Origin of the sequence: Leptospira terpstrae serovar Hualin str. LT 11-33 = ATCC 700639 (assembly GCF_000332495.1) — a bacterium.
GTDB lineage: Bacteria > Spirochaetota > Leptospiria > Leptospirales > Leptospiraceae > Leptospira_A > Leptospira_A terpstrae.
In genome coordinates this window covers 46,125-65,309 of record NZ_AOGW02000004.1, presented here as the reverse complement: position 1 = coordinate 65,309, position 19,185 = coordinate 46,125, and the positions used below count along the sequence as shown (strand labels likewise).

The following is a 19,185-nucleotide window of genomic DNA, read 5'->3' as shown; positions in this document are numbered from 1 at the left end:
ACTTACCTTTTCGTATCTACCTTATGACTTTTTGGGGACGGTAGGGGAGTTCGCGTCACTAATGAAAGTAAGTCTTTCACTTCCTCTGGAGAAATGATTTGGTTTAGTTTTTCTTCCAGAGAAGCAGGTGTTGGTTTTAAAACCAAATCTTCTGGTTTTAACTTAGATTCGTTTTCCGACTCCACTTTTTTGGTAGTACGTAAGTGAAGCGACTTTTCTGGAAGGGATTCCTTTCCTTCCTCCGATTGTTTCCCAGTTTGGGTGGGAATCGTGGGGGGGACCGAAACGTGCGAGTTTCCTTGAATATTAATTGTGTTCATTTTTCCCAAACCTCCGTGTTCAGGATCAGCTCTCTTGAGAAAAAATATCCTTTTCCCTCACTCAGATTTTCGGATATTTCGTGGTAGGCTTTAGCGAAAAACGATTATTTTTTTCAGTTTTTTCCGTTTGATTGCCCGCTTTATGGCCGGGAACCTGGCAGGGATGGAAAATATTTTTAAAAAGTGGATGGAAAACCCCATCTCCAAAATCGTCCTAGCGACTAACCTCGTTTTCGCCCTTCTCTTTATCGTCAGTGTTCCTTCTTTTGTTCGGGAATACATTACCCAAGATGCTGTCAGTATCGGCGGAAAAAAATATGACCTTAGCGATGTGAAAGAAACTTCTCCTATTGCTTATTCTAAATTTCAATCGGAATACAAGGGTCTTATCAAAAACACACTGGGTGAATTTGCTCAGGACAAACTCTTTGAACTAGTTGCCAAAGACAAAAATATCAAACCATCGGAAGTATTAACCCAAGGGTTTACTCCGAGAGAACCATCAGAAGAAGATATATTGAATGTTTATATGTCCAATAAAGCTCAGTTAGGTGGAAAATCTTTAAACGAGACAAAAGACAAAATTATAGGTTTTTTAAAAAACCAACAAGAACAAGAACACAGCCGCACGGTTTATCGCGATATCGTTACTAAATACCCAGTTGAGTTTTTGATTAAAGAACCGGCTGCAGTGAGAGTTACGGTGGAAGAAAAAAATAACCCATCCATTGGTCCGAAAGACGCAAAAATCACCATTGTAGAATTCTCTGATTTTGAATGTCCATTCTGCAAAAGAAGCCAAGATGTGAACCAAAAACTTCGCGAAAAATACAAAGGACAAATCCGCTGGGTTTTCCGCGATTTCCCACTTCCTTTCCACCAAGATGCAATGTATGCTCATATGGCTGCCAATTGTTCCATAACAGAAGGAAAGTATTGGGATGTGTTCAATCTGTTTTTTGAAAACAGCGGGAACTTAGGAAAATCCAATGTAGATGCTCTCATTGTCAAAGCGGGTATCCCCAAAGACAAATACCAGGCTTGTATGAAAAATGCAGTAAGTCTTAAAGCAGAGATTGATGCCGATATTCAAGACGGACAAAAAGTAGGTGTGAGCGGAACTCCTGCATTCTTTATCAATGGGATCTTTGTTTCGGGAGCATTACCTTTCGAAAACTTCGATGAGATCATCCAAAAAGAATTAAAACAATAATAGATTATAAACTAAAAAGGAAAATTTATATGAGCAAAAAAGTAAAAGTTGCTGTTACTGGTGCTGCCGGACAAATCGGATACGCACTACTATTTCGTATCGCTTCAGGACAAATGTTTGGACCTGACACTGCAGTGGAACTCCAATTGTTAGAACTGGAACAAGCACTTCCTGCTGCAAAAGGTGTCATTATGGAATTAGACGACTGTGCATTTCCTCTTTTGGAAAAAGTATCTGTTTCTTCTAACATTGATGAGGCGTTCCGTGACATCAACTGGGCTCTGCTTGTTGGTTCTGTTCCTAGAAAAGCAGGAATGGAAAGAGGGGATCTACTCAAAATCAACGGTGGGATTTTTACAACACAAGGGAAAGCAATCGAAAAGAATGCTGCTAGTGATGTAAGAGTTCTTGTTGTTGGTAACCCTTGTAATACAAATGCTCTCATTGCAATGAACAATGCAAAAGGTGTTCCGTCTGACAGATGGTTTGCGATGACAGGTCTTGATGAAAACCGTGCTAAAACACAATTGGCTCAAAAAGCGGGAGTTCTTGTAAAAGATGTTTCCAATGTTGCGATTTGGGGAAACCACTCTGCCACTCAATACCCAGACTTTTACAATGCTAAAATCAACGGAAAAATTGCTACTGATGTGATCAGTGACCATGACTGGTTGAAAGGTGATTTTATCTCTACCGTACAAAAACGGGGAGCTGCCATCATTGCCGCTCGCGGTGCTTCTTCTGCGGCTTCTGCAGCAAATGCAGTTGTCGACACAGTGCATAACATTGTGACTCCTACAAAAGCAGGTGACTGGTTCAGTGCTGCTTGCCACTCGAATGGAGAGTATGGTGTAGACAAAGGTCTTATCTTTGGATACCCACTTAAGTCTGATGGCAAAAAATTAGAGATCGTAACCGGTCTAGAAATCAATGCTTTTGGTAAGGAAAAATTTGATATCACTCACAACGAATTGAAAGAAGAAAGAAACGAAGTTAAAGACATGCTTGGTTAATGCACTCTACATGATTTGTGGAAAAGACCCGCTTACCGAAAGGGAGCGGGTTTTTTTGTTACTTACTGTCCAACCAGTTTTTAAACTGTTTTAAAAATTCATCTGGTCTTTCTAAAAAAGGTAAGTGGCTACTTTTCTCGATCACAGTCATTTTTACTTGGGGAAACTTTTTTAATATCGATTCCCAAGTGTAATAAGGTGCAACTTGGAAGTCTTCCTTTCCCATAGAGATCCATACAGGAACCGAAACTTCATTTAAATATTCGGAAACATCAATGTCCCGAAACACTTCTCCAAAAAGATAATCAAAACCTAATTTGTTTGTGTGGATACCTTCCCAAAACTTACGGGATGGAAAAGGAATTTCGTAAAAACCTTTGGCTTCTTGGCTCACACAGAAATGAATAAAAAAATCTGCAGGTGATTCTTCTATATTCTTTTGGAACCGAATCTGGTTTGCGGTATGCGCCGACTTACGTAAGTCAGATGCATTTTTTTGGAAGTAATCCTCTGCCTCTAACATATGACTCCCATGACTCGGCCCTGTAGAAACCATACAAAGTTTTGATACCCTGTTTGGAAATTTAGCCGCATAAGCTAGAGCCATATACCCATGACCCGAATGGCCAATCACCGGACAAGTGGGGATTTTGAGTTCTGATTGAATGAAAGCAAAATCCTCGAGTAGTTTTTCTAAATCATAATCAACTTTTGTGTCAGGCTTCGACTTGGTTCGTTTGGCAAACCCTCTTTGGTCGACGATTGTGATTTGGTATTGGTCTGCCATTTGTTTTGGGATCACACGAGGATAATACAAAGAGCTGCCGATCCAAAATAGATGCGGTCCTTCTGTTCTATTTTTTGCCACTTGGAGAGCAAAACCCTCTCTTTCTATTGTTTGGTATGTCCAACTCATACTCTCCACCTCCAGGAAATTTTGGATCGAAATTACTTTAGTTGCACAATACAACTATATAGTTGCTTTTTGCAACTAAAAAAGACTTGAAGGATCCAAATAAAATGCGATAACTGGAATTGTGAAAGGAATCTCTAACTATTTGGGAATTTATATGAGTGAAACCCTGCTTCTAATGCGGCGCTATCTCGCGTATGAATTTGCAAAAAAAGGAATCGGGATGCAGTTTGATGAGTGGATGCAGCTTCTTCCTTTGGTAGAATCTGAAACTATGAGCCAGAAGGACTTAAGCGACCGACTCGTAAAAGACAAAACGACAATATCTCGGCTTGTGGATGGTTGGGTCAAAAAAACATGGGTGAAACGAGAAGTTTCCGCAACGGACAAACGGTTGTATCGTTTGCGGTTTACCAAAAAAGGAAAAGAGATTTGGGAAAAAGGTCTCCCCATCATTGCCTCTGCAGACGAGGTGTTCCGAAAGGATTTAAGTGATACGAACGAAAAAGATTTATACCTGCTTCTTTTTAAAATCCAGTCAGCCGTACAAATTGCTAGGCAATGAAAAATATATTTTTAAGACAGAGAAGGGGCTTCGGCAAAAAAGAAACGTTCCTTTTTGGAACTGTCTAAAATTCTCATACGCGAAAGAAACCCTAGTTCCTCTGCCAGTGATTCCAACTTATCCATATACAAAGGGTGAGTTTCCATCATCAACTTACCACCAGGTTTTAATTTAGACTTCATTGCAGTTAACAATCGTTTGTGGAATTCTTTAAAGTCCGACACAAAGAGGGCCAAGTGAGGTTCATACTCTAAAACATCTGGCATAATCTCTGGTTTTTCTGATTCCGGGATATAAGGGGGATTGGAAACAATCAAATCAAATTGTAATTCTTTAGGAAGAGACAAATCCAAATCAGAAACAAAAAAATGTGTTCTGTCTGTTAGGTTGTATTTCTCTGCATTTTGTTTACTCACTTCGATTGCTTTTTCTGAAAAATCAGAGAGAGTCACCACACTAGATTCTATAAGTTGGGCAAGGCTTAAACCAATGCAACCACTCCCAGAACATAAATCCCAGATTTGGATTTCGCCGCTTTCGTTTTTTGGTAATTGTTCTTTTGCTTTCCAGAGGTAATCCACAAGTTCTTCTGTTTCTGGTCTTGGGATGAGGACATCTTCAGAAACTAGGTATTCAAATTTATGAAATCCTTTTTTGCCAGTGATGTATGCAACGGGTTTTCTTTTGCTCCGTTCGAGAATTCGTTCTCTGTACAGATCAATTTCTTTTTGGCCGAGAGGCATCTCAAACTGTGCATACAGTTTGATTCGAGGAAGGCCGAGTAGATCCGAAAGTAGCCATTCTGCGTCCACACGTGGGTTTGGAATTTCCTTTTTCTCCAGAAATTCTGTAGACCGTTTTAAATAATAAAGTAGGGTTCCTGGTAGTTCCGCCATATCTTATGCCCCCAACAGGATTCGAACCTGTGTCCCCAGTTTAGGAAACTAGTGCTCTATCCACCTGAGCTATGGGAGCTTTTACGTTGGTTTACGTTTCTGATTCACTATCCTTTGGAAATCGGAGATATTGTGAATAACAATTTTATCCGGATAGAGATCAAGTTTCCCTGTTTTTACATACTGCATTAGCACCTTTTGGACTTCTCCCACAGGTTGGGCGCACCAATTGGCAATGTCGTCTACAGTAGCAGAAAGGATAATTTCATTATATACATCGTTGTTATACTGTTTTTCGTATAACATAACAAAGACGTCGCAAACTTTACCAATAATATCATCCATAAGTAGGATCATCAAGCGTCGTTTTTGGTCATAAATACGAAAGGAAAAAATATGAAGGAGTTTCATTGCTAATGCCGGGTTTTTGGTCATAAGCATTTCAAAATTGGCGCGGTTAAAATTGAGTGCTTTCACTTCCGTGACAGCAATGGCTGTGGCAGAACGTGGTTGTTCTTCTAAAATTGCCATTTCTCCCAAGATATCACCCGATTCTAAAACATCTAAGGTTTTGATACTTGTTCCAATGGTTTTTGTAATTTTGACTTTCCCTTCTTTGATTAGGTAAAAGTCGTTTCCTGGCTCATATTCACAAAACAATACTTCGTTTGGCTGGAATACTTTTCCAAACTTTCCAAACATGGCTTCCAACATTTGGTCGTTCACTATTTGCCTCCTTTGAGTTTGGATTTAGCATCTTCAGAGATACTATCATCCAAAGGTGGCATTTGAGTAACCTTTTGGAATAATTGTTTGGATTTTTCTTTATCACCGGATGCTTCTGTAGCAAGTGCTAGGTGATACAAATTTTCTTTGAGCAAAAGACCTTTGGGATATTTTTTAATAAAATTAGAGAAATGTGTTATGGCACTAGGATAGTCTTTTGCTTTGAAACTTGACTTACCCATATAAAATAAAGAATTTTCGACAAATTGTTCCTCTTCTTGGGTAACAGAATCTGTTCTTTCTGAAACGAGTTTAAACAGGTCGATTGCGTCTGCATACTTTCCTGCATTCATTAAAGTAGATGCTTTGTCGTATTGGGAAAGGATGGAGTTTGGATCTACGCTTGAGGTGGAGTTTTGCGTTGGAACTGCCATCGTTTTTAACATCTCTTGCAGTTTACCAGATTGTGCCCCAGGCTCCGGTTTATACACTAACTCTTGTATGGTGAGCGGGAAGGGAGTTTTTTTGCGAGCTAAATCCACAAGTTGTCTGGCTCTGTCTACGTACATTCCGTCCGGGTAGTGTTGTAAATACTTCTCAAAAGCGTAAGCCGCATGTTCAAAGTTCCCATTTTTATAAAAAACTTCGGCCACGTTCATTAGTTCGAATGCAGGGTTCTTTGCTTCCCCTTGTCCGAGGATTTCCCTAACTTGGCGGTGGACTTGCCGGAGTTGGCTTGAGAACACCTTTAGCATTTTGATGATTAAATGGGTTTTGTCTGATACAAATTTCTCGAATTCGGGGACTTTGAAGACAAGAACTGTAGCGGCTCCAATGACTTGTGCCGTTTCCTCTCTGGGGTAACGACCGATGGCACTCTTAACTCCGAAAAACTCACCGAGTTTTACATCCTCTTTCAGCTCCACACCGTTGATATTCGTGTAAGTTAGTACAACACGACCTTTTTGTAGTACAAAGATATCCTCCGCCTTGTCTTTCTCGAAGTAGACGATGGAACCTCCTTTGTAATTACGTACTATGGGACCTGACAACTCATGCCTCGCTTGCGCTTCATTTTCAAAAATTAGGTAAAAAAGCCAAACTCTTTTTGTAACCGACACTGTCAGAAACTTGTTTCAAGAGTTTTTTTGGTGAACCAGCAACCAACTTGGTTTTACCTTCAATGGAAAATTCTTCTGTTTCTAAACCGAAATGAACAAAGAGTGACTTGTATTCTAATGACCCATAAATTGGATACCCATCAATCACAACTAAATCAATGTGTTTCCAGGAAAGATCTGATACATTGATATCTTTTGTATTTTTATCGTCGTTTACTATAAGTAAATCTGCAGAAAGACCTGGCATCAATGCATTAGGATTTCCTAATCTAAATGCTTTTCTTGGATTTTCTGTGACCATTTTCAAAAGAGTTGATTCTTCTAACTCTTCCCCATACAAACCGAAGTAGATAGATTTAGCTGTTTTTAATTCTTCCAGTAAATGTAAAGATCCGCTGGGTGAATAATCTGTCCCCAAACATACATTAACTCCCATATCCAAAAAGAGTTTGATATTGGTTGTTTTACCAAAGATATGAAGGTTAGAAGTAGGGCACCAAACGACAGACGCTCCCTTTTCCAAAATTTTTTCGACTTCTTTTTGTCCAAAAGGCAAACAATGTACAAGTACAGAGTGTTCGCCTAAAGCATCCATTTTTTCTAAAAGCCGAAGTGATTGTTTGGAATCATCGTCAATTCCTTCTGCAAGATGAGTCACAAAAGGAAGTCCCGCATGTTCTGCCATTCGGTATTCTAAAGCCACTCCCTCACCCCAACCCAAACTATAATTTCCCACAGAGTGTGCGAGAGTATATTCGGAAATCAGTTTTACTGGTAAAATTCCTCGGAACGAATTTTGTACATGATGGGGAATATGATCAAATACAGTGGTGACACCCGCAAAAAGATTTTTATAAGCTCCAAGATAATATAAGATTTCTGGATCTACTTGTTGGCGTTCTGCAAAAACTCCTGAACTTTTGTAGAGATTGTCATAAGACAACCAAGACTGGTGTTTTTCTGTACCTCCCACTTTTGGAAGATAACTTGCAAGTAAGTGGTCATGGGAATTGATAAATCCGGGATACAGTTTTTTTCCTTTTAAGGAAATTGTCACCGCATTTCCGTTAGTTGGTATGTTTTCTTCGATAGCGGAAATTTTTTCGCCATCAACGAGCAGGTCTTTTGTTTCTAATTTTCCATTCCGATAGACGGTACCAGATTGGAAGAGGATGGAGTTTACCATTAGATGCCCCTCTCCAAGATTTTTTCTGGATTTAAGCTGAGTTTTTGCCTGTTCATTTGGAAGTAGAGACCCTTGTCTTTTACTAAAATTCCCAAGCGGTCTTTGGGTTTTACCTGTTGGCCTTCTGTGACTTGGATTCTTTCCAAGTTCCCATAGACAGAATATAATCCGTTCTGGTGTTCTAAAATCACAAAGTTATCATACCCATCCATATAATCCACATGCACCACTTTGCCGGGAAGACTTGCACGAACGAGTGAAGATACACCACGTTGGAATTGAATTCCTTTATGTGGATCATAAGTGAGCTCAGAAAATTTTTTAACCACCTTTTCTCTTTGGACCAAAGGATAAGTTGGTATTTCTTTCAAAACGGATTCAGCGGAAACAGAAACTTTTTCTTCCCCTTTGGGAATTCGTAAAACTTCTCTTTCGTATAAATTTTCTTTTGTGGTTCGGCCATTTAACTTGGCTAAGGTTTCAGGTGAAATTTTGAATTTTTTTGCAATTCCAAACCAGGAATCTCCTTTGGTCACTCGGTAAGAGGAAGGAACTTCTGTTTTTGAGGTTTGTTTTGAGAAAATAGGGAATAGGAGAAAGTAACCCAAAAAAATTAGAATGAATTGCAATCTGTACATCCGGTATCCCTTCTAAATGTATCGACACCTGGCAGAGAGAGGGCAATAAAAAAGGCGGGAGAACCCGCCTTTTCCTAAATCGAACTGACTGGAAGAAGAATGATTATTCTTCTTCTGTCTTGTTGACTTTGTATTTTTTCATCAGTTCGTCTGCTACGTTTCTTGGAACAGGAGCATACTTGGAGAATTCCATAGCAAACTCAGCTTTTCCTTGTGTAGAGGAACGAAGGACCGTCGAGTAACCAAACATGTCAGCAAGAGGAACTTCTGCTTCGATCTTTGCATAACCGTTTTCTTCAGTTGTGTTTAAGATCATACCACGTCTTTGGTTTACTGAGGCAAGGATGGCTCCTTGGAACTCCGTAGGACCTTCTACTTCCACTCTCATGATTGGTTCGAGAATGATAGGAGCTGCTTTTGAGAATCCTTGGCGGAAACCATAACGAGCACCAATTTGGAAGGCCATATCTGATGAATCCACATCATGGTAAGCACCGTCATTGATGACACAACGAACTCCAATGATAGGGAATCCAATGAGAGATCCTCTTTCTAAACAAGAACGAAAACCCTTATCACAAGATCCGATGTATTCGCGAGGGATGGATCCACCTACGATTTTATCTACGAATTCGTAATTCTTTCCTTCTTCTTGTGGGATTGGTTCGATAAAACCAGCCACACGAGAGAACTGACCTTGACCACCTGTTTGTTTTTTGTGGGTATAATCAAATTCAGCGGATTTAGTAATGGTTTCACGATACGCAACTTGCGGTGCTCCAGTCACAAGATCTACACCGTATTCACGTTTCATACGTTCGATGTATACTTCTAAGTGAAGTTCCCCCATCCCTTTGATGATGGTTTGACCGGACTCTTTATCTATTTCTGTTTGGAAGGTTGGGTCTTCCTTAGTGAAACGGTTGAGAGCTTTCGCAAGGTTTGGAAGTTGTTTTGATTCTTTACATTCGATAGTAAGAGAGATCACGGGATTTGGAACAAACATGGACTCCATAGTCACTTTTGCTTTTCCATCAGTGAACGTATCTCCGGAAGCACAATCAATACCGAATAGAGCTACGATATCTCCTGCTTCTGCTTTCGCAATATCTTCCATATCGTTTGAGTGCATACGAACAAGACGTCCAATGTTATGGCGTTTGTTGTTAGAAGAATTGTAGATGGTCATACCTTTTTCGAGTCTACCTTGGTAAACGCGAACATAAGTTAACTGACCATATCGACCGTCTTCAAGTTTGAATGCGAGACAAACTAATGGTTTTTCTGGATCTGATTCTAAGCTGAATTCGTTTTCTTCGTTTCCGATTTCTTTTGCTTTGTTATCAACATCATAAGGAGATGCAAGGTAATCCGCAACTCCATCAAGAAGTCTTTGAACCCCTTTGTTTTTGAAGGCAGAACCCATAAATACTGGAACAAATTTAAGAGCAAGAACACCGCGACGAATCGCTTCTTTCACTCGTGCTTCCGAAGGAGTTCCTTCTAACAACTCTTCTGTGAGTTCATCACTGAAAAGAGATACTGCATCAAGAAGAGCTTCACGTTTTTCGTTCGCTTGGTCTTTTAATTCATCAGGGATATCAGTGATTTTGATATCTTGACCGTTTGGACCTTCAAAGTAATAAGCTTTCATTTCGACAAGGTCAACAATCCCTTTCAGATCATTTTCCAAACCGATTGGAAGTTGCACAGCATGTGCATTCAAATGGAGTTTTTCACGAAGTTGTTCGATCACTCTCCAAGGGTTAGCACCTGTACGGTCTAGTTTATTAATAAAAGCAACACGTGGAACATTGTAACGTTTCATCTGACGGTCTACAGTGATGGATTGCGACTGAACACCCGCAACTCCACAAAGAACCATAATCGCAGAGTCAAGGACACGAAGGGAACGTTCTACTTCGATTGTAAAGTCAACGTGGCCCGGAGTATCGATGATGTTGATAGAGATGTCTTTCCAGGTAGCATAAGTTGCTGCTGATTGGATTGTGATCCCTCTTTCTCTCTCGAGATCCATACTGTCCATGGTAGCACCCACACCGTCTTTTCCACGAACTTCGTGGATGGCATGGATTTTGTTCGTATAAAATAAAATACGTTCGGTAAGAGTTGTCTTTCCAGAGTCAATGTGTGCAGAGATTCCGATGTTACGGATTCTGTCCAATTTAGGGTCGCGTTTTGTTTCTGTCGCAGAGGTCATATTTTCCTCAAAATAATGGTTAAAGTTGAATTGATTCTACCAAAATCTGAAATGGACTGCGTTTGTAAAGTACTTGGGATTTTTGGTCAAAGGGAAAATCCTGGAGAAAGTAGAGATTAGGGGAATATGCCACTAGCGCGCTTGAAGCGATTTTTTCGAACACTATCCTTTGCCCGACTTGTATGTCTGGGGTTCTTTGCCGCCATCCTGATTGGATCAATTGCCCTCTATGTTTCCGAAGAAGGGGAACTCTCTTATGTGGATAGTTTATATCTTTCTTCCTCCTCTATTTGTGTGACGGGGCTCTCTCCCGTTCCCCTCTCTGGACTCAATCCTTCTACCCAGTGGATTATGCTCTTTCTCATCCAACTGGGGGGACTTGGGATCATTAGTTTTACCGTGATTGTCGGATTTCTCATCACCCAAGGAATTTCCAGGAATGCTCGTTTTAATGCCTTTGTGGGTGCGGCCATAGATACCCAGGCAGAAACGGAATCACTTGCTACCAATGAAGTGAACCGGATGTTACTTTCCATTATCAATATTTCTTTTTCGATAGAAATCTTAGGTGCCATTGGGCTTTACCTTCATATGCCGGATGGAGTCGAAGGGGGGAACACTCGTTGGTTCTTTTCTCTTTTTACGGCGATCTCTTCTTTCAATAACGCTGGTTTTTCGATTACTGATGATTTGAGTGCCCTACGGTTAGATCCCTTTTCCTTATACATTGTATCAGGACTTGTGATTTTTGGAGGGATTGGATTTCCCGTGATTATCCTTTTAGAAAAGTTTTTACTCACTGTGTTTGTAAGGATTGTTTACCGCATTGAAGTGATGGCAGAAACTCTTATGATGGAAAAGGCATTAAAAACAGGAAATGTTCCAAGACTTCTATTACTTCCTGCTCAGTTTTCTGCCTTTTTAGAAAATCGCATTGGTGACTATAACAAACATTTGCGGGGGGAAACCACAAGGATCCAGTCCAAAGTTCTTGTTTATGGATCTTTCGCCTTACTATTATTTGGTTTTGTTGGGATTTATTTTTTGGAAAGGTCGAATCCTCATACCTTTCATGGAATGTCTTTTGTTGATAAAATTTCGAATGCATTCTTTATGTCTGTTTGTTCTCGTACTGCGGGATTTTCAACCATGGATCTTGGGCATCTAAATGATGCTACTGTCATCATCATTACTGTGCTAATGTTTATAGGTGGGGGTCCACAAGGAACAGCAGGTGGTATTAAAATCACCACCTTTGTTCTGTTACTTGCTTATTTGAAAAATGTGATCCAACCTTCAAAACCTGTGATGTTGTTTGGAGAAATCGTTTCTAAAAATTCAGTGGCGGTTGCCATTCGAGTTTACTTCCTTGCGACCATTGCATTGGCCTTCGTATTTATATTTCTTGGGATTTTGGACCAAAACCAACATTCATTACACGTTATCTTTTTTGAACTGATCTCTGCTTTTTCTACAGTTGGGTTTAGTCTCAACTTAACCTCCCAATTGGGGGACATTGAAAAGCTGTTTTATGCCGCAGTGATGTATGTAGGCCGAGTGGGAATCTTTACAGTCCTCATTGCTGCCACAGGCCACTCAGGAGTTCCTAAAATGGGAACTGTGGATGATGGCGTGAAAATCCAAGTCGGTTAGAATGGACATAAAAATCAGTTTTAGTATTTTGAGGACGGTTAAGACTTGGTATTTGTGAAATTACGTATGCGAGATCTATTGTTTTCCCCTTGGAAGGCTCCGGTTTTGGAACCTCGGGAATTGGAATTCGAGAAACAAAAAGAATCTCAAAAAAGAGTTTTGGCCCAAATGGAATCTCGATTGGAATCCATCGAACTTCTTTTATCAAACGAGAAGTTAGAAGATGCAAAACTTCTGTTTCGATCCTTAACCTTTGATTTGGTAAACTTTCAATTACAAAGAACCAACCAAAAAGAAATTCTATCTGAAAAAGACCTAAAAGGTTTTTTGATCCCTGAATCAGATAGAAAACTCAAACCATTTCTGTTTTTGAATTCTATCGAGCTTTTATCCCAATTGGATGCTAAGGGAATGGACCAAATTTTGTCCGAAGCCATTGATACTTACGAATTTCTTTTATACGAATCTAAAAAAGAATTTAAAACTCGTTTTTCGACTCTTTTGGATCAGTATCGGATAATACGACAAATTCGATTTTTTTTCCTAAGTTCTGCCGTTGTTTTGAGTGCCTTTGGATTCATTTACTATCAATACAAATACCCAGCGATGAGAGACCAATCCATCAAATTGTATAGTTTTATCAGTAAAGAGAAACCAGAAACTTCGGAATCTATGATGGTCTCTAAACCTGTATCCAAAAAAGACATTGGTAATTGGGTGGAATATGAATGGGAACTCCCTGAATCAATGTCCACAATGGGTGGTCTTCGGATTGATCCATTGGAACAAAGAGGAATCCGTTTTGTTTTGGACCAAATCAGTATTTTGGATTCAAAAGGAAAAGAAATTTACTCCAAAAAAATGATCGTGAGTGCAAGTTTACTTCCAGAAGACTATCAAGATTTTTTACAAATTTTGGATATCAAAACTGCCGGCAAACAAAGCCATGGGGAACTTGTGGAAATGATAACCACGGGAAGTGACCCACAAATCCATTTAGTATTCCCAATGCTTACGGATGCAAAAACCATTAAACTAAAAATGAAATACATAGAAGCCCATAAAGTGAAGAAAAAATGATCTACCTATACCTCAAATTAATGCGAGTCCCTCAGTGGGTGAAAAACATTATCCTTTTTGCCGGATTGATTTTTTCTAAAAAAATCTTTGAACTTCCTTCGTTAACGAAAGTTTGTTTGGCTTTTCTTTGTTTTTCTTTGGTTGCTAGTTGCCAATATGTCTTTAACGATTTTTTAGATCAAAAGGAAGATGCAAAACATCCTGAGAAAAAACATAGGCCACTGGCCAGTGGAGAATTGGATTCTGGTATTGCTTTAGCCATCACCGGTGTGATTTTACCCATTGCCCTGATCGGTGCGTACAAACTGTCCCCTGTTTTCTTTTATCTTACAATTTTCTACCTTCTTTTCAATATGTTGTATAGTAAAGTCCTGAAACATATTGTGATTTTAGATGTTATGAGTATCTCCATTGGATTTGTGTTACGTGCCATTGCCGGTGCAGTTGTCATTGGAGTGGAATTTTCTCATTGGTTATTACTTTGTACTTTTATGTTGGCTCTCTTTTGGGGATTTTCCAAACGTAGAGGAGAGATCAATATCCTTAAAACGGATGCGGGCAAACACCGAAAGATTTTAGAAGAATATTCTATCGAGTTTTTGGACTTGATGATGGCAGTGGTTGCCACTCTCACACTAGTAAGTTATGTAATGTATACAGTAAGTCCTGAAACTGCAAAAAGTTTAGGAACACCATATATGGTTTATACAGTTCCGATTGTTGTTTATGCTATCTTTCGTTCGCTTTACATTATATATATCAAGAACATGGGTCATAACCCCACAAAAGCCATCCTCACCGATGTGAGTGTCTTGGTTTCTGGGTTTATCTGGTTACTCCTCATCTTATTTTTGATGTTTGGGAACATATCGGGCCAACCACCAGTCTTACAATAAAGACTATGAAAATTTGGAAGCAGTTACCGTACGGATGGAAGGTGGTTTCCGCCTTTGTTTTCTTTTTTTCGACCACCCTTTGTTTTGCTTATTTTAAGGGTCGGGACACGAGGCCGGGTGTTCCCATTGAAATCCTGGCCACTACACCGACAGAGGCCAATTCCTGGAAAGGGCATCCCAAAGTAGTTTATTTTTGGGCGACTTGGTGCACGATTTGTAAAGCTTACGCACCCATTTTAGAGGCAAATTTAAAGTTTTTGCCAAAATCTACAATTTTCCTTTCTGTTCTCGAAGCAGAAGATTCAGAAGAAACCAAAGAAATTTTATCAGAACTCACCCCCGATGCCAAACATCCCGTTTATGCTGCAGACTACCGGATGTTAAAGGAATGGCGAATTTCTGCATACCCCACAACGGTATTTTTGAATGAAGAGGGGAAGGTTGTATTTTCTGATACGGGAATCCTTAGCCCGATTGGGTTTTGGCTTCGTACTTTTCTTTTGCGGTTTTTCTAATCTGTCGATGATATAACATGGATTCTTCCTTCAAACCCAAGCCGCTTTTGAATAAGTCGGAACTGCGACAGATCAAACGCAGTAAAACTCGGGTCGAAGGAAAAAAGGTCATCACGGATGACGTAAAAAAACTCAAATCCCTCAAAGTCACACCAGAAGTCAGTTTCCAAGAGTCCATTGATTACTATAAAGAACCCATTTGGATCGAATATTACATTCCAAAAGAATCTAGGTTTGCCTTTGAAACAAAGTATCTTTTTATCCTACTCGTAGATCCAAAAATGACTAATGATCTATGTGATGCAGAAAGGAAACGTGCCGCTGCCAACCGCGAAATCGTAGATGTGTTTGCCTATATGGAATCCCATCCTGAATCTATTCGGCTCATTGAAGACTCGTATCATTCTACGATTTCTATGCACGAAACAGTCCATCATATCTTTAAGGCTTATAAAGAAACGGGAGCTACTGAGGATTTAAAAACTGCTTGTTACCTAACAGAAGCTCTCCTTAAGTATGAACCTACCATTGCAGGTCTTACGTATTTTCGAGATTATGTAATTTATAATCTAAATTTTTTCATTCGCACATTGAATCGGTTGAAGATTGAATTTGCTTTGGAAGATGCTACTGTTTCTCTTCTCATCAAACGCCGTAATGAACTTTGGGAATTAGAAAACCGAGAGGAAGATGAAGACTTTGACTTGTTAGCTGCTCTTTTTTTTGAGCAGGCCTTTCCGAATCGGGGAGCAGGCGAACTTTCTAGTGATGATATGTTGCTCTTTGAGTGAGATTACTTCAATTACAAAAACCAATGAAATAAATCTAATAGATTTTGGATTTGCGGGTGAGCTAGTTTTTTCTTTAAAACCGTAGTTTCTGTCAATTGCATGGCAATGGGAATTTGTTTTTCTTGGAAAGTAAAACTAAGTTTAGAAACCGACTTAGAAGTTTCCTTCCAAGTTTCTTGTTCTTTGGATTCCTCGGACATGGGGAAACTATGAAGTAAAACATTCCAAAAATCTGAAAAGGAAACAAGAACTTCCGAAATGGTTCCAATCCCTGTTTTTAAATCTCTATAGAGATGTTCTTTCATAAAGTCCTTAATTCCAATGGATAAAAACTGTTTTTCACTTTTAAGTTTAGAGAGTTCCGGGACTACCGTTTTTGGATCCAATACATCCCAATCTAAAATAAGAAAATGACAAGGTCCCGTTTGGATTCGTTTGACGAGGAAGTCCAGACTTCCTTCCGCAAAAACAGTTTGTCCCATTGATTTTAGAAATACTGACAGGTGTTTATCTAGGAGTTGGTTTTTTGTATAAACAACCCAAGTCAGTTTTGACATAGGTAAGGTTTTATAAGGTAAAGTGTGGATTTCTGTATATGGTTTTTCCCAAAGTAGGGAAGCTCCCATGTTTTTATAATTTTCTTTTTCTTCGTTTGTAAAATTACCGCATAAGATTGGTTCAATGCTCCAATCTAATAACTCTTTTATGATTTCAGGTGTTGGTTTGGAAAAAAGACGAATGGAATCGGGATGGTCTTTCCAAGTTTTCTGTGTACATTCTTTCACCACGAGTCCTTGTACTTGTAACCATGAAACAATCAGGTTTTTTTCAAGGTCGGGAAGTTGTGTCAAAACAGCACCGAATAGAGTGTCCATTACGATTGTATTTTAGTTGACCCCCTAGGCTTGAAAGTCATTTTAAAAAGCATCTCCGATGAAGCTCCTTAAGCGATACGCAAACCGCAGACTCTATGATCCTGAAACTAGTTCCACCATTACTTTAGAAGATGTGGCCAAGATGATCATCGGGGGAGAAGAAATCAAAGTCCAAGACAATATGACTGGAGAAGACATCACTCCGAAGATTTTGGGACAAACCTTTCTCAAAGTCAGCTTAGGACAGCGGAACGAAGATTTTTCAAATTTTATGTTAACCTCACTCATTAGAGAAACAGGGCGGGATGTTTCCGGACTTTTTGAACGATTGATCTTGGGAGGAATCGGTGCCAATTATCTAACTTCCGAGCGGTTAGAAAAAATTGTTACTTCTATGGTCGAACTTGGGGAATTGAAGGAAGCGGATTTCAGTCACTACCGAGAAGACTTACTCCGCAAAATGGCCTCCCGTGCCAGTGAAAAAAAGGAACAAATCCAAAGAGATTTGGAAAAGTTCAGCCAATCTATTTTGGAAGAAGACAAGGCCACTCTTGGAGATCTTTCCGAAAAATTAAAAGAAGTCGCAGAAAAATTAAAAGAAAATTAACAGGAATCGGTTAGAATGACCGTCCCAAATCAGAGGTGGTTTAGAATGATTCGAAAGTTTGTTTTGTTTTTCAGTGTTCTCCTGGTGCCAGTGGCAATTTTTTCAGAAACTGAGGAGCGTTTTTTTGAGATCCAACGTACCAGACTCTCTTCCTCTAATATCTCTGAAATTCGAGATGCTATCGACAAACTAACTTTCGTTAAGTCGAACCAAGGGATTCGTGACATTATTTCTGCTATGGAAGGTTCCCCAAATTTTCCCACAAGTCCAGGGAATGCCCCAGCGGTAAAATTTTATGCAGCAAAGGCATTGGGAATCAAAGGGGAGAAACTTGCTGTTCCTTATTTAATCAAAACCTACCAAAAAGAATCGGCCAATATTCCCGAACACAATCCACCGAAATCTCGCACTTGGAAAGATGGTGTGGCTGATAGTACATCTTTATCTAGTCCTTATTTTTATGAAGAGGGAGAGATTCCTATCACATTGGCTTGTGGAGAAATTTTGAGAGCCCTGGGATCTTTACCCAAAACTGCGGAATCAGAATCCACGATCAAGTCAGCACTGACAAGTCCCAATTTTTATCTTCGCAGTTCTGCTGCTGATGCTCTATATAATTCTGGAAAAAAAGAGGCTCTCTCTCCTTTGTCGGAAGCACTCAGTAAGGAGACAGTTCCCTATGCAAAAATTTCGATTCTTTCTGCACTTGCAGGCCTTGAACGATTGCCAAACCAAAACTACAAAGCGATTTTAGAATCATTAACAGACAAAAACCCTGAGGTTCGTGCCAAAGCATCGGAAGCACTGCGGAGATTGGACTTCCGGATCTCGGCACCTTACTTAGAAAAGGTGATTCAGTCCGAAAATGACTCCAAGGTCCTGAATCAAATGAAATCCGATTACCAATTCCTAATTTCTATTCACACTCCGTAAGTTTTCGTATTTTTCATTGTGGACAAATCCGCTTTTTCTCCTAAAATGTGACAGAGCGGAGAAATTATGAAAATAAACAGCATTCTAGAAGCCATCGGAAATACACCTCACGTTAGACTGTCGCGACTTTTTGGAACCGACCATGAAGTATATATGAAACTCGAAAGACAAAATCCTGGTGGATCCATTAAAGATCGAATCGCTCTTGCTATGATTGAAGAAGCAGAGAAGTCAGGAAAATTAAAAAAGGATTCTTTTATCGTAGAGCCTACTTCTGGAAATACTGGAATTGGTCTTGCTATGGTAGCAGCTGTTAAAGGGTATGCAATCACTCTGGTGATGCCAGAACATATGTCCGTGGAAAGAAGAAGGATTATGGCAGCTTATGGTGCAAAGTTTGAACTGACTCCTAGAGAAAAGGGAATGCCTGGTGCTATCGCCAAAGCACAAGAAATAGTTGCCGCCAATCCGAATGCATGGATGCCTCAACAGTTTGAAAACGAAGCTAACATTGCTGTTCACAGAGAAAAAACTGCAGAAGAAATTGCAAAAGATTTTCCAGAAGGTTTGGATTACATCATCACTGGAGTGGGTACAGGTGGTCACATCACTGGATGTGCTGAAAACCTAAAGAAAAGATTTCCTAAATTAAAAGTATTTGCTGTAGAACCAGAAGGTTCTCCGGTTCTTAGCGGTGGAAAACCAGGTCCGCACCCTCTGCAAGGAATAGGTGCAGGTTTTATTCCCAAAAATTGCAAAACAGAACTTTTGGATGGAATCATCACTGTGGGTAAAGACGAAGCATTTACCATGGCTGTGCTCGCTGCAAAAAAAGAAGGAATCTTTATCGGAACTTCTTCTGGTGCAAGCCTTGCTGCAGTTTCTAAAAAACTAAAAGAAATTCCAGCAGGTTCTAAGGTTCTTACTTTCTGTTATGACACAGGAGAAAGATACTTATCAGTGGAAGGTCTTTTCGTTTAATAGGAATTTAAAATCACCAAACTCCTAATAGTCGAATCACCG

At 39.7% G+C, this 19,185-nt stretch carries 20 protein-coding genes and 1 tRNA gene; 11 read left to right on the top strand and 10 right to left on the bottom strand.

Annotated elements, in window-relative coordinates:
- Positions 1 to 2: 2 nt before the first annotated feature.
- Positions 3 to 320, bottom strand: coding sequence for a hypothetical protein (locus LEP1GSC203_RS01725; RefSeq protein ID WP_002972055.1), 318 nt, complete (start codon positions 318 to 320; stop codon positions 3 to 5).
- Positions 321 to 483: 163 nt separating this feature from the next.
- On the opposite strand from LEP1GSC203_RS01725, the gene LEP1GSC203_RS01720 reads away from it, so the two are divergent.
- Together LEP1GSC203_RS01720 and LEP1GSC203_RS01715 are read left to right on the top strand one after the other, a co-directional pair.
- Entirely contained in the window at positions 484 to 1,533 is a 1,050-nt protein-coding gene (locus tag LEP1GSC203_RS01720) for a DsbA family protein (RefSeq protein WP_002971960.1), read from the top strand.
- A gap of 29 nt (positions 1,534 to 1,562) precedes the next feature.
- Positions 1,563 to 2,546: a malate dehydrogenase gene (locus LEP1GSC203_RS01715; RefSeq protein ID WP_002972029.1), complete on the top strand. Its 984-nt coding sequence runs from the start codon at positions 1,563 to 1,565 to the stop codon at positions 2,544 to 2,546.
- Between the two features lie 58 nt (positions 2,547 to 2,604).
- Here the strand turns inward: LEP1GSC203_RS01715 and LEP1GSC203_RS01710 are convergent, their stop codons facing one another.
- Entirely contained in the window at positions 2,605 to 3,462 is an 858-nt protein-coding gene (locus LEP1GSC203_RS01710) for an alpha/beta fold hydrolase (protein ID WP_002972044.1), read from the bottom strand.
- A 154-nt stretch (positions 3,463 to 3,616) separates the two neighbouring features.
- On the opposite strand from LEP1GSC203_RS01710, the gene LEP1GSC203_RS01705 reads away from it, so the two are divergent.
- Positions 3,617 to 4,024 (top strand): MarR family winged helix-turn-helix transcriptional regulator, encoded by a 408-nt coding sequence (locus LEP1GSC203_RS01705; RefSeq protein ID WP_051064130.1) that lies wholly within the window; start codon positions 3,617 to 3,619, stop codon positions 4,022 to 4,024.
- Positions 4,025 to 4,035: 11 nt separating this feature from the next.
- Here the strand turns inward: LEP1GSC203_RS01705 and prmC are convergent, their stop codons facing one another.
- From prmC to fusA, 7 genes are all read right to left on the bottom strand, one after another.
- On the bottom strand, positions 4,036 to 4,920 hold the full coding sequence (gene prmC / locus LEP1GSC203_RS01700; protein WP_002972026.1) for a peptide chain release factor N(5)-glutamine methyltransferase: 885 nt from the start codon (positions 4,918 to 4,920) through the stop codon (positions 4,036 to 4,038).
- A 6-nt stretch (positions 4,921 to 4,926) separates the two neighbouring features.
- Positions 4,927 to 4,999: transfer RNA gene (locus LEP1GSC203_RS01695), tRNA-Arg, on the bottom strand.
- A gap of 2 nt (positions 5,000 to 5,001) precedes the next feature.
- Entirely contained in the window at positions 5,002 to 5,634 is a 633-nt protein-coding gene (locus tag LEP1GSC203_RS01690) for a Crp/Fnr family transcriptional regulator (protein ID WP_039936944.1), read from the bottom strand.
- An 11-nt stretch (positions 5,635 to 5,645) separates the two neighbouring features.
- A complete protein-coding gene (locus tag LEP1GSC203_RS01685) occupies positions 5,646 to 6,698 on the bottom strand; it encodes a tetratricopeptide repeat protein (RefSeq protein ID WP_039936941.1) in 1,053 nt (350 codons plus the stop codon).
- Between the two features lie 25 nt (positions 6,699 to 6,723).
- The gene (locus LEP1GSC203_RS01680; RefSeq protein WP_002972040.1) at positions 6,724 to 7,953 is read right to left on the bottom strand and encodes an amidohydrolase family protein; all 1,230 of its coding nucleotides are present in this window, start codon (positions 7,951 to 7,953) and stop codon (positions 6,724 to 6,726) included.
- Complete coding sequence (locus tag LEP1GSC203_RS01675) at positions 7,953 to 8,591, bottom strand: LIC_10271 family cell wall hydrolase (protein ID WP_002972048.1); 639 nt, start codon at positions 8,589 to 8,591, stop codon at positions 7,953 to 7,955. Before LEP1GSC203_RS01675 ends, LEP1GSC203_RS01680 begins: the two co-directional genes overlap by 1 nt.
- Before the next feature lie 103 nt (positions 8,592 to 8,694).
- A complete protein-coding gene (gene fusA / locus LEP1GSC203_RS01670) occupies positions 8,695 to 10,812 on the bottom strand; it encodes an elongation factor G (protein ID WP_002972011.1) in 2,118 nt (705 codons plus the stop codon).
- A gap of 126 nt (positions 10,813 to 10,938) precedes the next feature.
- Here fusA and LEP1GSC203_RS01665 point away from each other — a divergent pair, with 126 nt between their 5' ends.
- The 5 genes from LEP1GSC203_RS01665 to LEP1GSC203_RS01645 are packed head-to-tail and all read left to right on the top strand — an operon-like array spanning position 10,939 to position 15,747.
- Positions 10,939 to 12,465, top strand: coding sequence for a TrkH family potassium uptake protein (locus tag LEP1GSC203_RS01665; RefSeq protein ID WP_002971990.1), 1,527 nt, complete (start codon positions 10,939 to 10,941; stop codon positions 12,463 to 12,465).
- A 45-nt stretch (positions 12,466 to 12,510) separates the two neighbouring features.
- Positions 12,511 to 13,545: a hypothetical protein gene (locus LEP1GSC203_RS01660; protein WP_002971954.1), complete on the top strand. Its 1,035-nt coding sequence runs from the start codon at positions 12,511 to 12,513 to the stop codon at positions 13,543 to 13,545.
- Positions 13,542 to 14,441 (top strand): decaprenyl-phosphate phosphoribosyltransferase, encoded by a 900-nt coding sequence (locus tag LEP1GSC203_RS01655; protein ID WP_039936929.1) that lies wholly within the window; start codon positions 13,542 to 13,544, stop codon positions 14,439 to 14,441. The genes LEP1GSC203_RS01660 and LEP1GSC203_RS01655 overlap by 4 nt, the downstream gene beginning before the upstream one ends.
- 5 nt (positions 14,442 to 14,446) lie before the next feature.
- Positions 14,447 to 14,956, top strand: coding sequence for a TlpA family protein disulfide reductase (locus LEP1GSC203_RS01650; RefSeq protein WP_002971987.1), 510 nt, complete (start codon positions 14,447 to 14,449; stop codon positions 14,954 to 14,956).
- A 17-nt stretch (positions 14,957 to 14,973) separates the two neighbouring features.
- A complete protein-coding gene (locus LEP1GSC203_RS01645) occupies positions 14,974 to 15,747 on the top strand; it encodes a hypothetical protein (RefSeq protein ID WP_002972034.1) in 774 nt (257 codons plus the stop codon).
- Positions 15,748 to 15,758: 11 nt separating this feature from the next.
- On the opposite strand, the gene LEP1GSC203_RS01640 is transcribed toward LEP1GSC203_RS01645, so the two are convergent.
- On the bottom strand, positions 15,759 to 16,622 hold the full coding sequence (locus LEP1GSC203_RS01640; protein ID WP_002972018.1) for a hypothetical protein: 864 nt from the start codon (positions 16,620 to 16,622) through the stop codon (positions 15,759 to 15,761).
- 58 nt (positions 16,623 to 16,680) lie between these two features.
- Between LEP1GSC203_RS01640 and LEP1GSC203_RS01635 the strand changes: the two genes are divergently transcribed.
- From LEP1GSC203_RS01635 to cysK, 3 genes are all read left to right on the top strand, one after another.
- The gene (locus tag LEP1GSC203_RS01635) at positions 16,681 to 17,229 is read left to right on the top strand and encodes a polyhydroxyalkanoate synthesis regulator DNA-binding domain-containing protein (protein WP_039926971.1); all 549 of its coding nucleotides are present in this window, start codon (positions 16,681 to 16,683) and stop codon (positions 17,227 to 17,229) included.
- Between the two features lie 45 nt (positions 17,230 to 17,274).
- On the top strand, positions 17,275 to 18,162 hold the full coding sequence (locus LEP1GSC203_RS01630) for a HEAT repeat domain-containing protein (RefSeq protein WP_002972002.1): 888 nt from the start codon (positions 17,275 to 17,277) through the stop codon (positions 18,160 to 18,162).
- Positions 18,163 to 18,228: 66 nt separating this feature from the next.
- The gene (cysK, locus tag LEP1GSC203_RS01625) at positions 18,229 to 19,143 is read left to right on the top strand and encodes a cysteine synthase A (protein ID WP_002972008.1); all 915 of its coding nucleotides are present in this window, start codon (positions 18,229 to 18,231) and stop codon (positions 19,141 to 19,143) included.
- Positions 19,144 to 19,185 lie beyond the last annotated feature (42 nt).

Coding starts and splice junctions, on each gene's coding strand:
- LEP1GSC203_RS01690 (WP_039936944.1), bottom strand. CDS start 5,634: ATGTTGGAAGCCATGTTTGGAAAGTTTGGAAAAGTATTCCAGCCAAAC.
- LEP1GSC203_RS01650 (WP_002971987.1), top strand. CDS start 14,447: ATGAAAATTTGGAAGCAGTTACCGTACGGATGGAAGGTGGTTTCCGCC.
- cysK (WP_002972008.1), top strand. CDS start 18,229: ATGAAAATAAACAGCATTCTAGAAGCCATCGGAAATACACCTCACGTT.
- LEP1GSC203_RS01710 (WP_002972044.1), bottom strand. CDS start 3,462: ATGAGTTGGACATACCAAACAATAGAAAGAGAGGGTTTTGCTCTCCAA.
- LEP1GSC203_RS01635 (WP_039926971.1), top strand. CDS start 16,681: ATGAAGCTCCTTAAGCGATACGCAAACCGCAGACTCTATGATCCTGAA.
- LEP1GSC203_RS01640 (WP_002972018.1), bottom strand. CDS start 16,622: ATGGACACTCTATTCGGTGCTGTTTTGACACAACTTCCCGACCTTGAA.
- LEP1GSC203_RS01645 (WP_002972034.1), top strand. CDS start 14,974: ATGGATTCTTCCTTCAAACCCAAGCCGCTTTTGAATAAGTCGGAACTG.
- LEP1GSC203_RS01675 (WP_002972048.1), bottom strand. CDS start 8,591: ATGTACAGATTGCAATTCATTCTAATTTTTTTGGGTTACTTTCTCCTA.
- LEP1GSC203_RS01725 (WP_002972055.1), bottom strand. CDS start 320: ATGAACACAATTAATATTCAAGGAAACTCGCACGTTTCGGTCCCCCCC.
- LEP1GSC203_RS01715 (WP_002972029.1), top strand. CDS start 1,563: ATGAGCAAAAAAGTAAAAGTTGCTGTTACTGGTGCTGCCGGACAAATC.
- LEP1GSC203_RS01665 (WP_002971990.1), top strand. CDS start 10,939: ATGCCACTAGCGCGCTTGAAGCGATTTTTTCGAACACTATCCTTTGCC.
- LEP1GSC203_RS01720 (WP_002971960.1), top strand. CDS start 484: ATGGAAAATATTTTTAAAAAGTGGATGGAAAACCCCATCTCCAAAATC.
- LEP1GSC203_RS01630 (WP_002972002.1), top strand. CDS start 17,275: ATGATTCGAAAGTTTGTTTTGTTTTTCAGTGTTCTCCTGGTGCCAGTG.
- LEP1GSC203_RS01680 (WP_002972040.1), bottom strand. CDS start 7,953: ATGGTAAACTCCATCCTCTTCCAATCTGGTACCGTCTATCGGAATGGA.
- fusA (WP_002972011.1), bottom strand. CDS start 10,812: ATGACCTCTGCGACAGAAACAAAACGCGACCCTAAATTGGACAGAATC.
- prmC (WP_002972026.1), bottom strand. CDS start 4,920: ATGGCGGAACTACCAGGAACCCTACTTTATTATTTAAAACGGTCTACA.
- LEP1GSC203_RS01655 (WP_039936929.1), top strand. CDS start 13,542: ATGATCTACCTATACCTCAAATTAATGCGAGTCCCTCAGTGGGTGAAA.
- LEP1GSC203_RS01705 (WP_051064130.1), top strand. CDS start 3,617: ATGAGTGAAACCCTGCTTCTAATGCGGCGCTATCTCGCGTATGAATTT.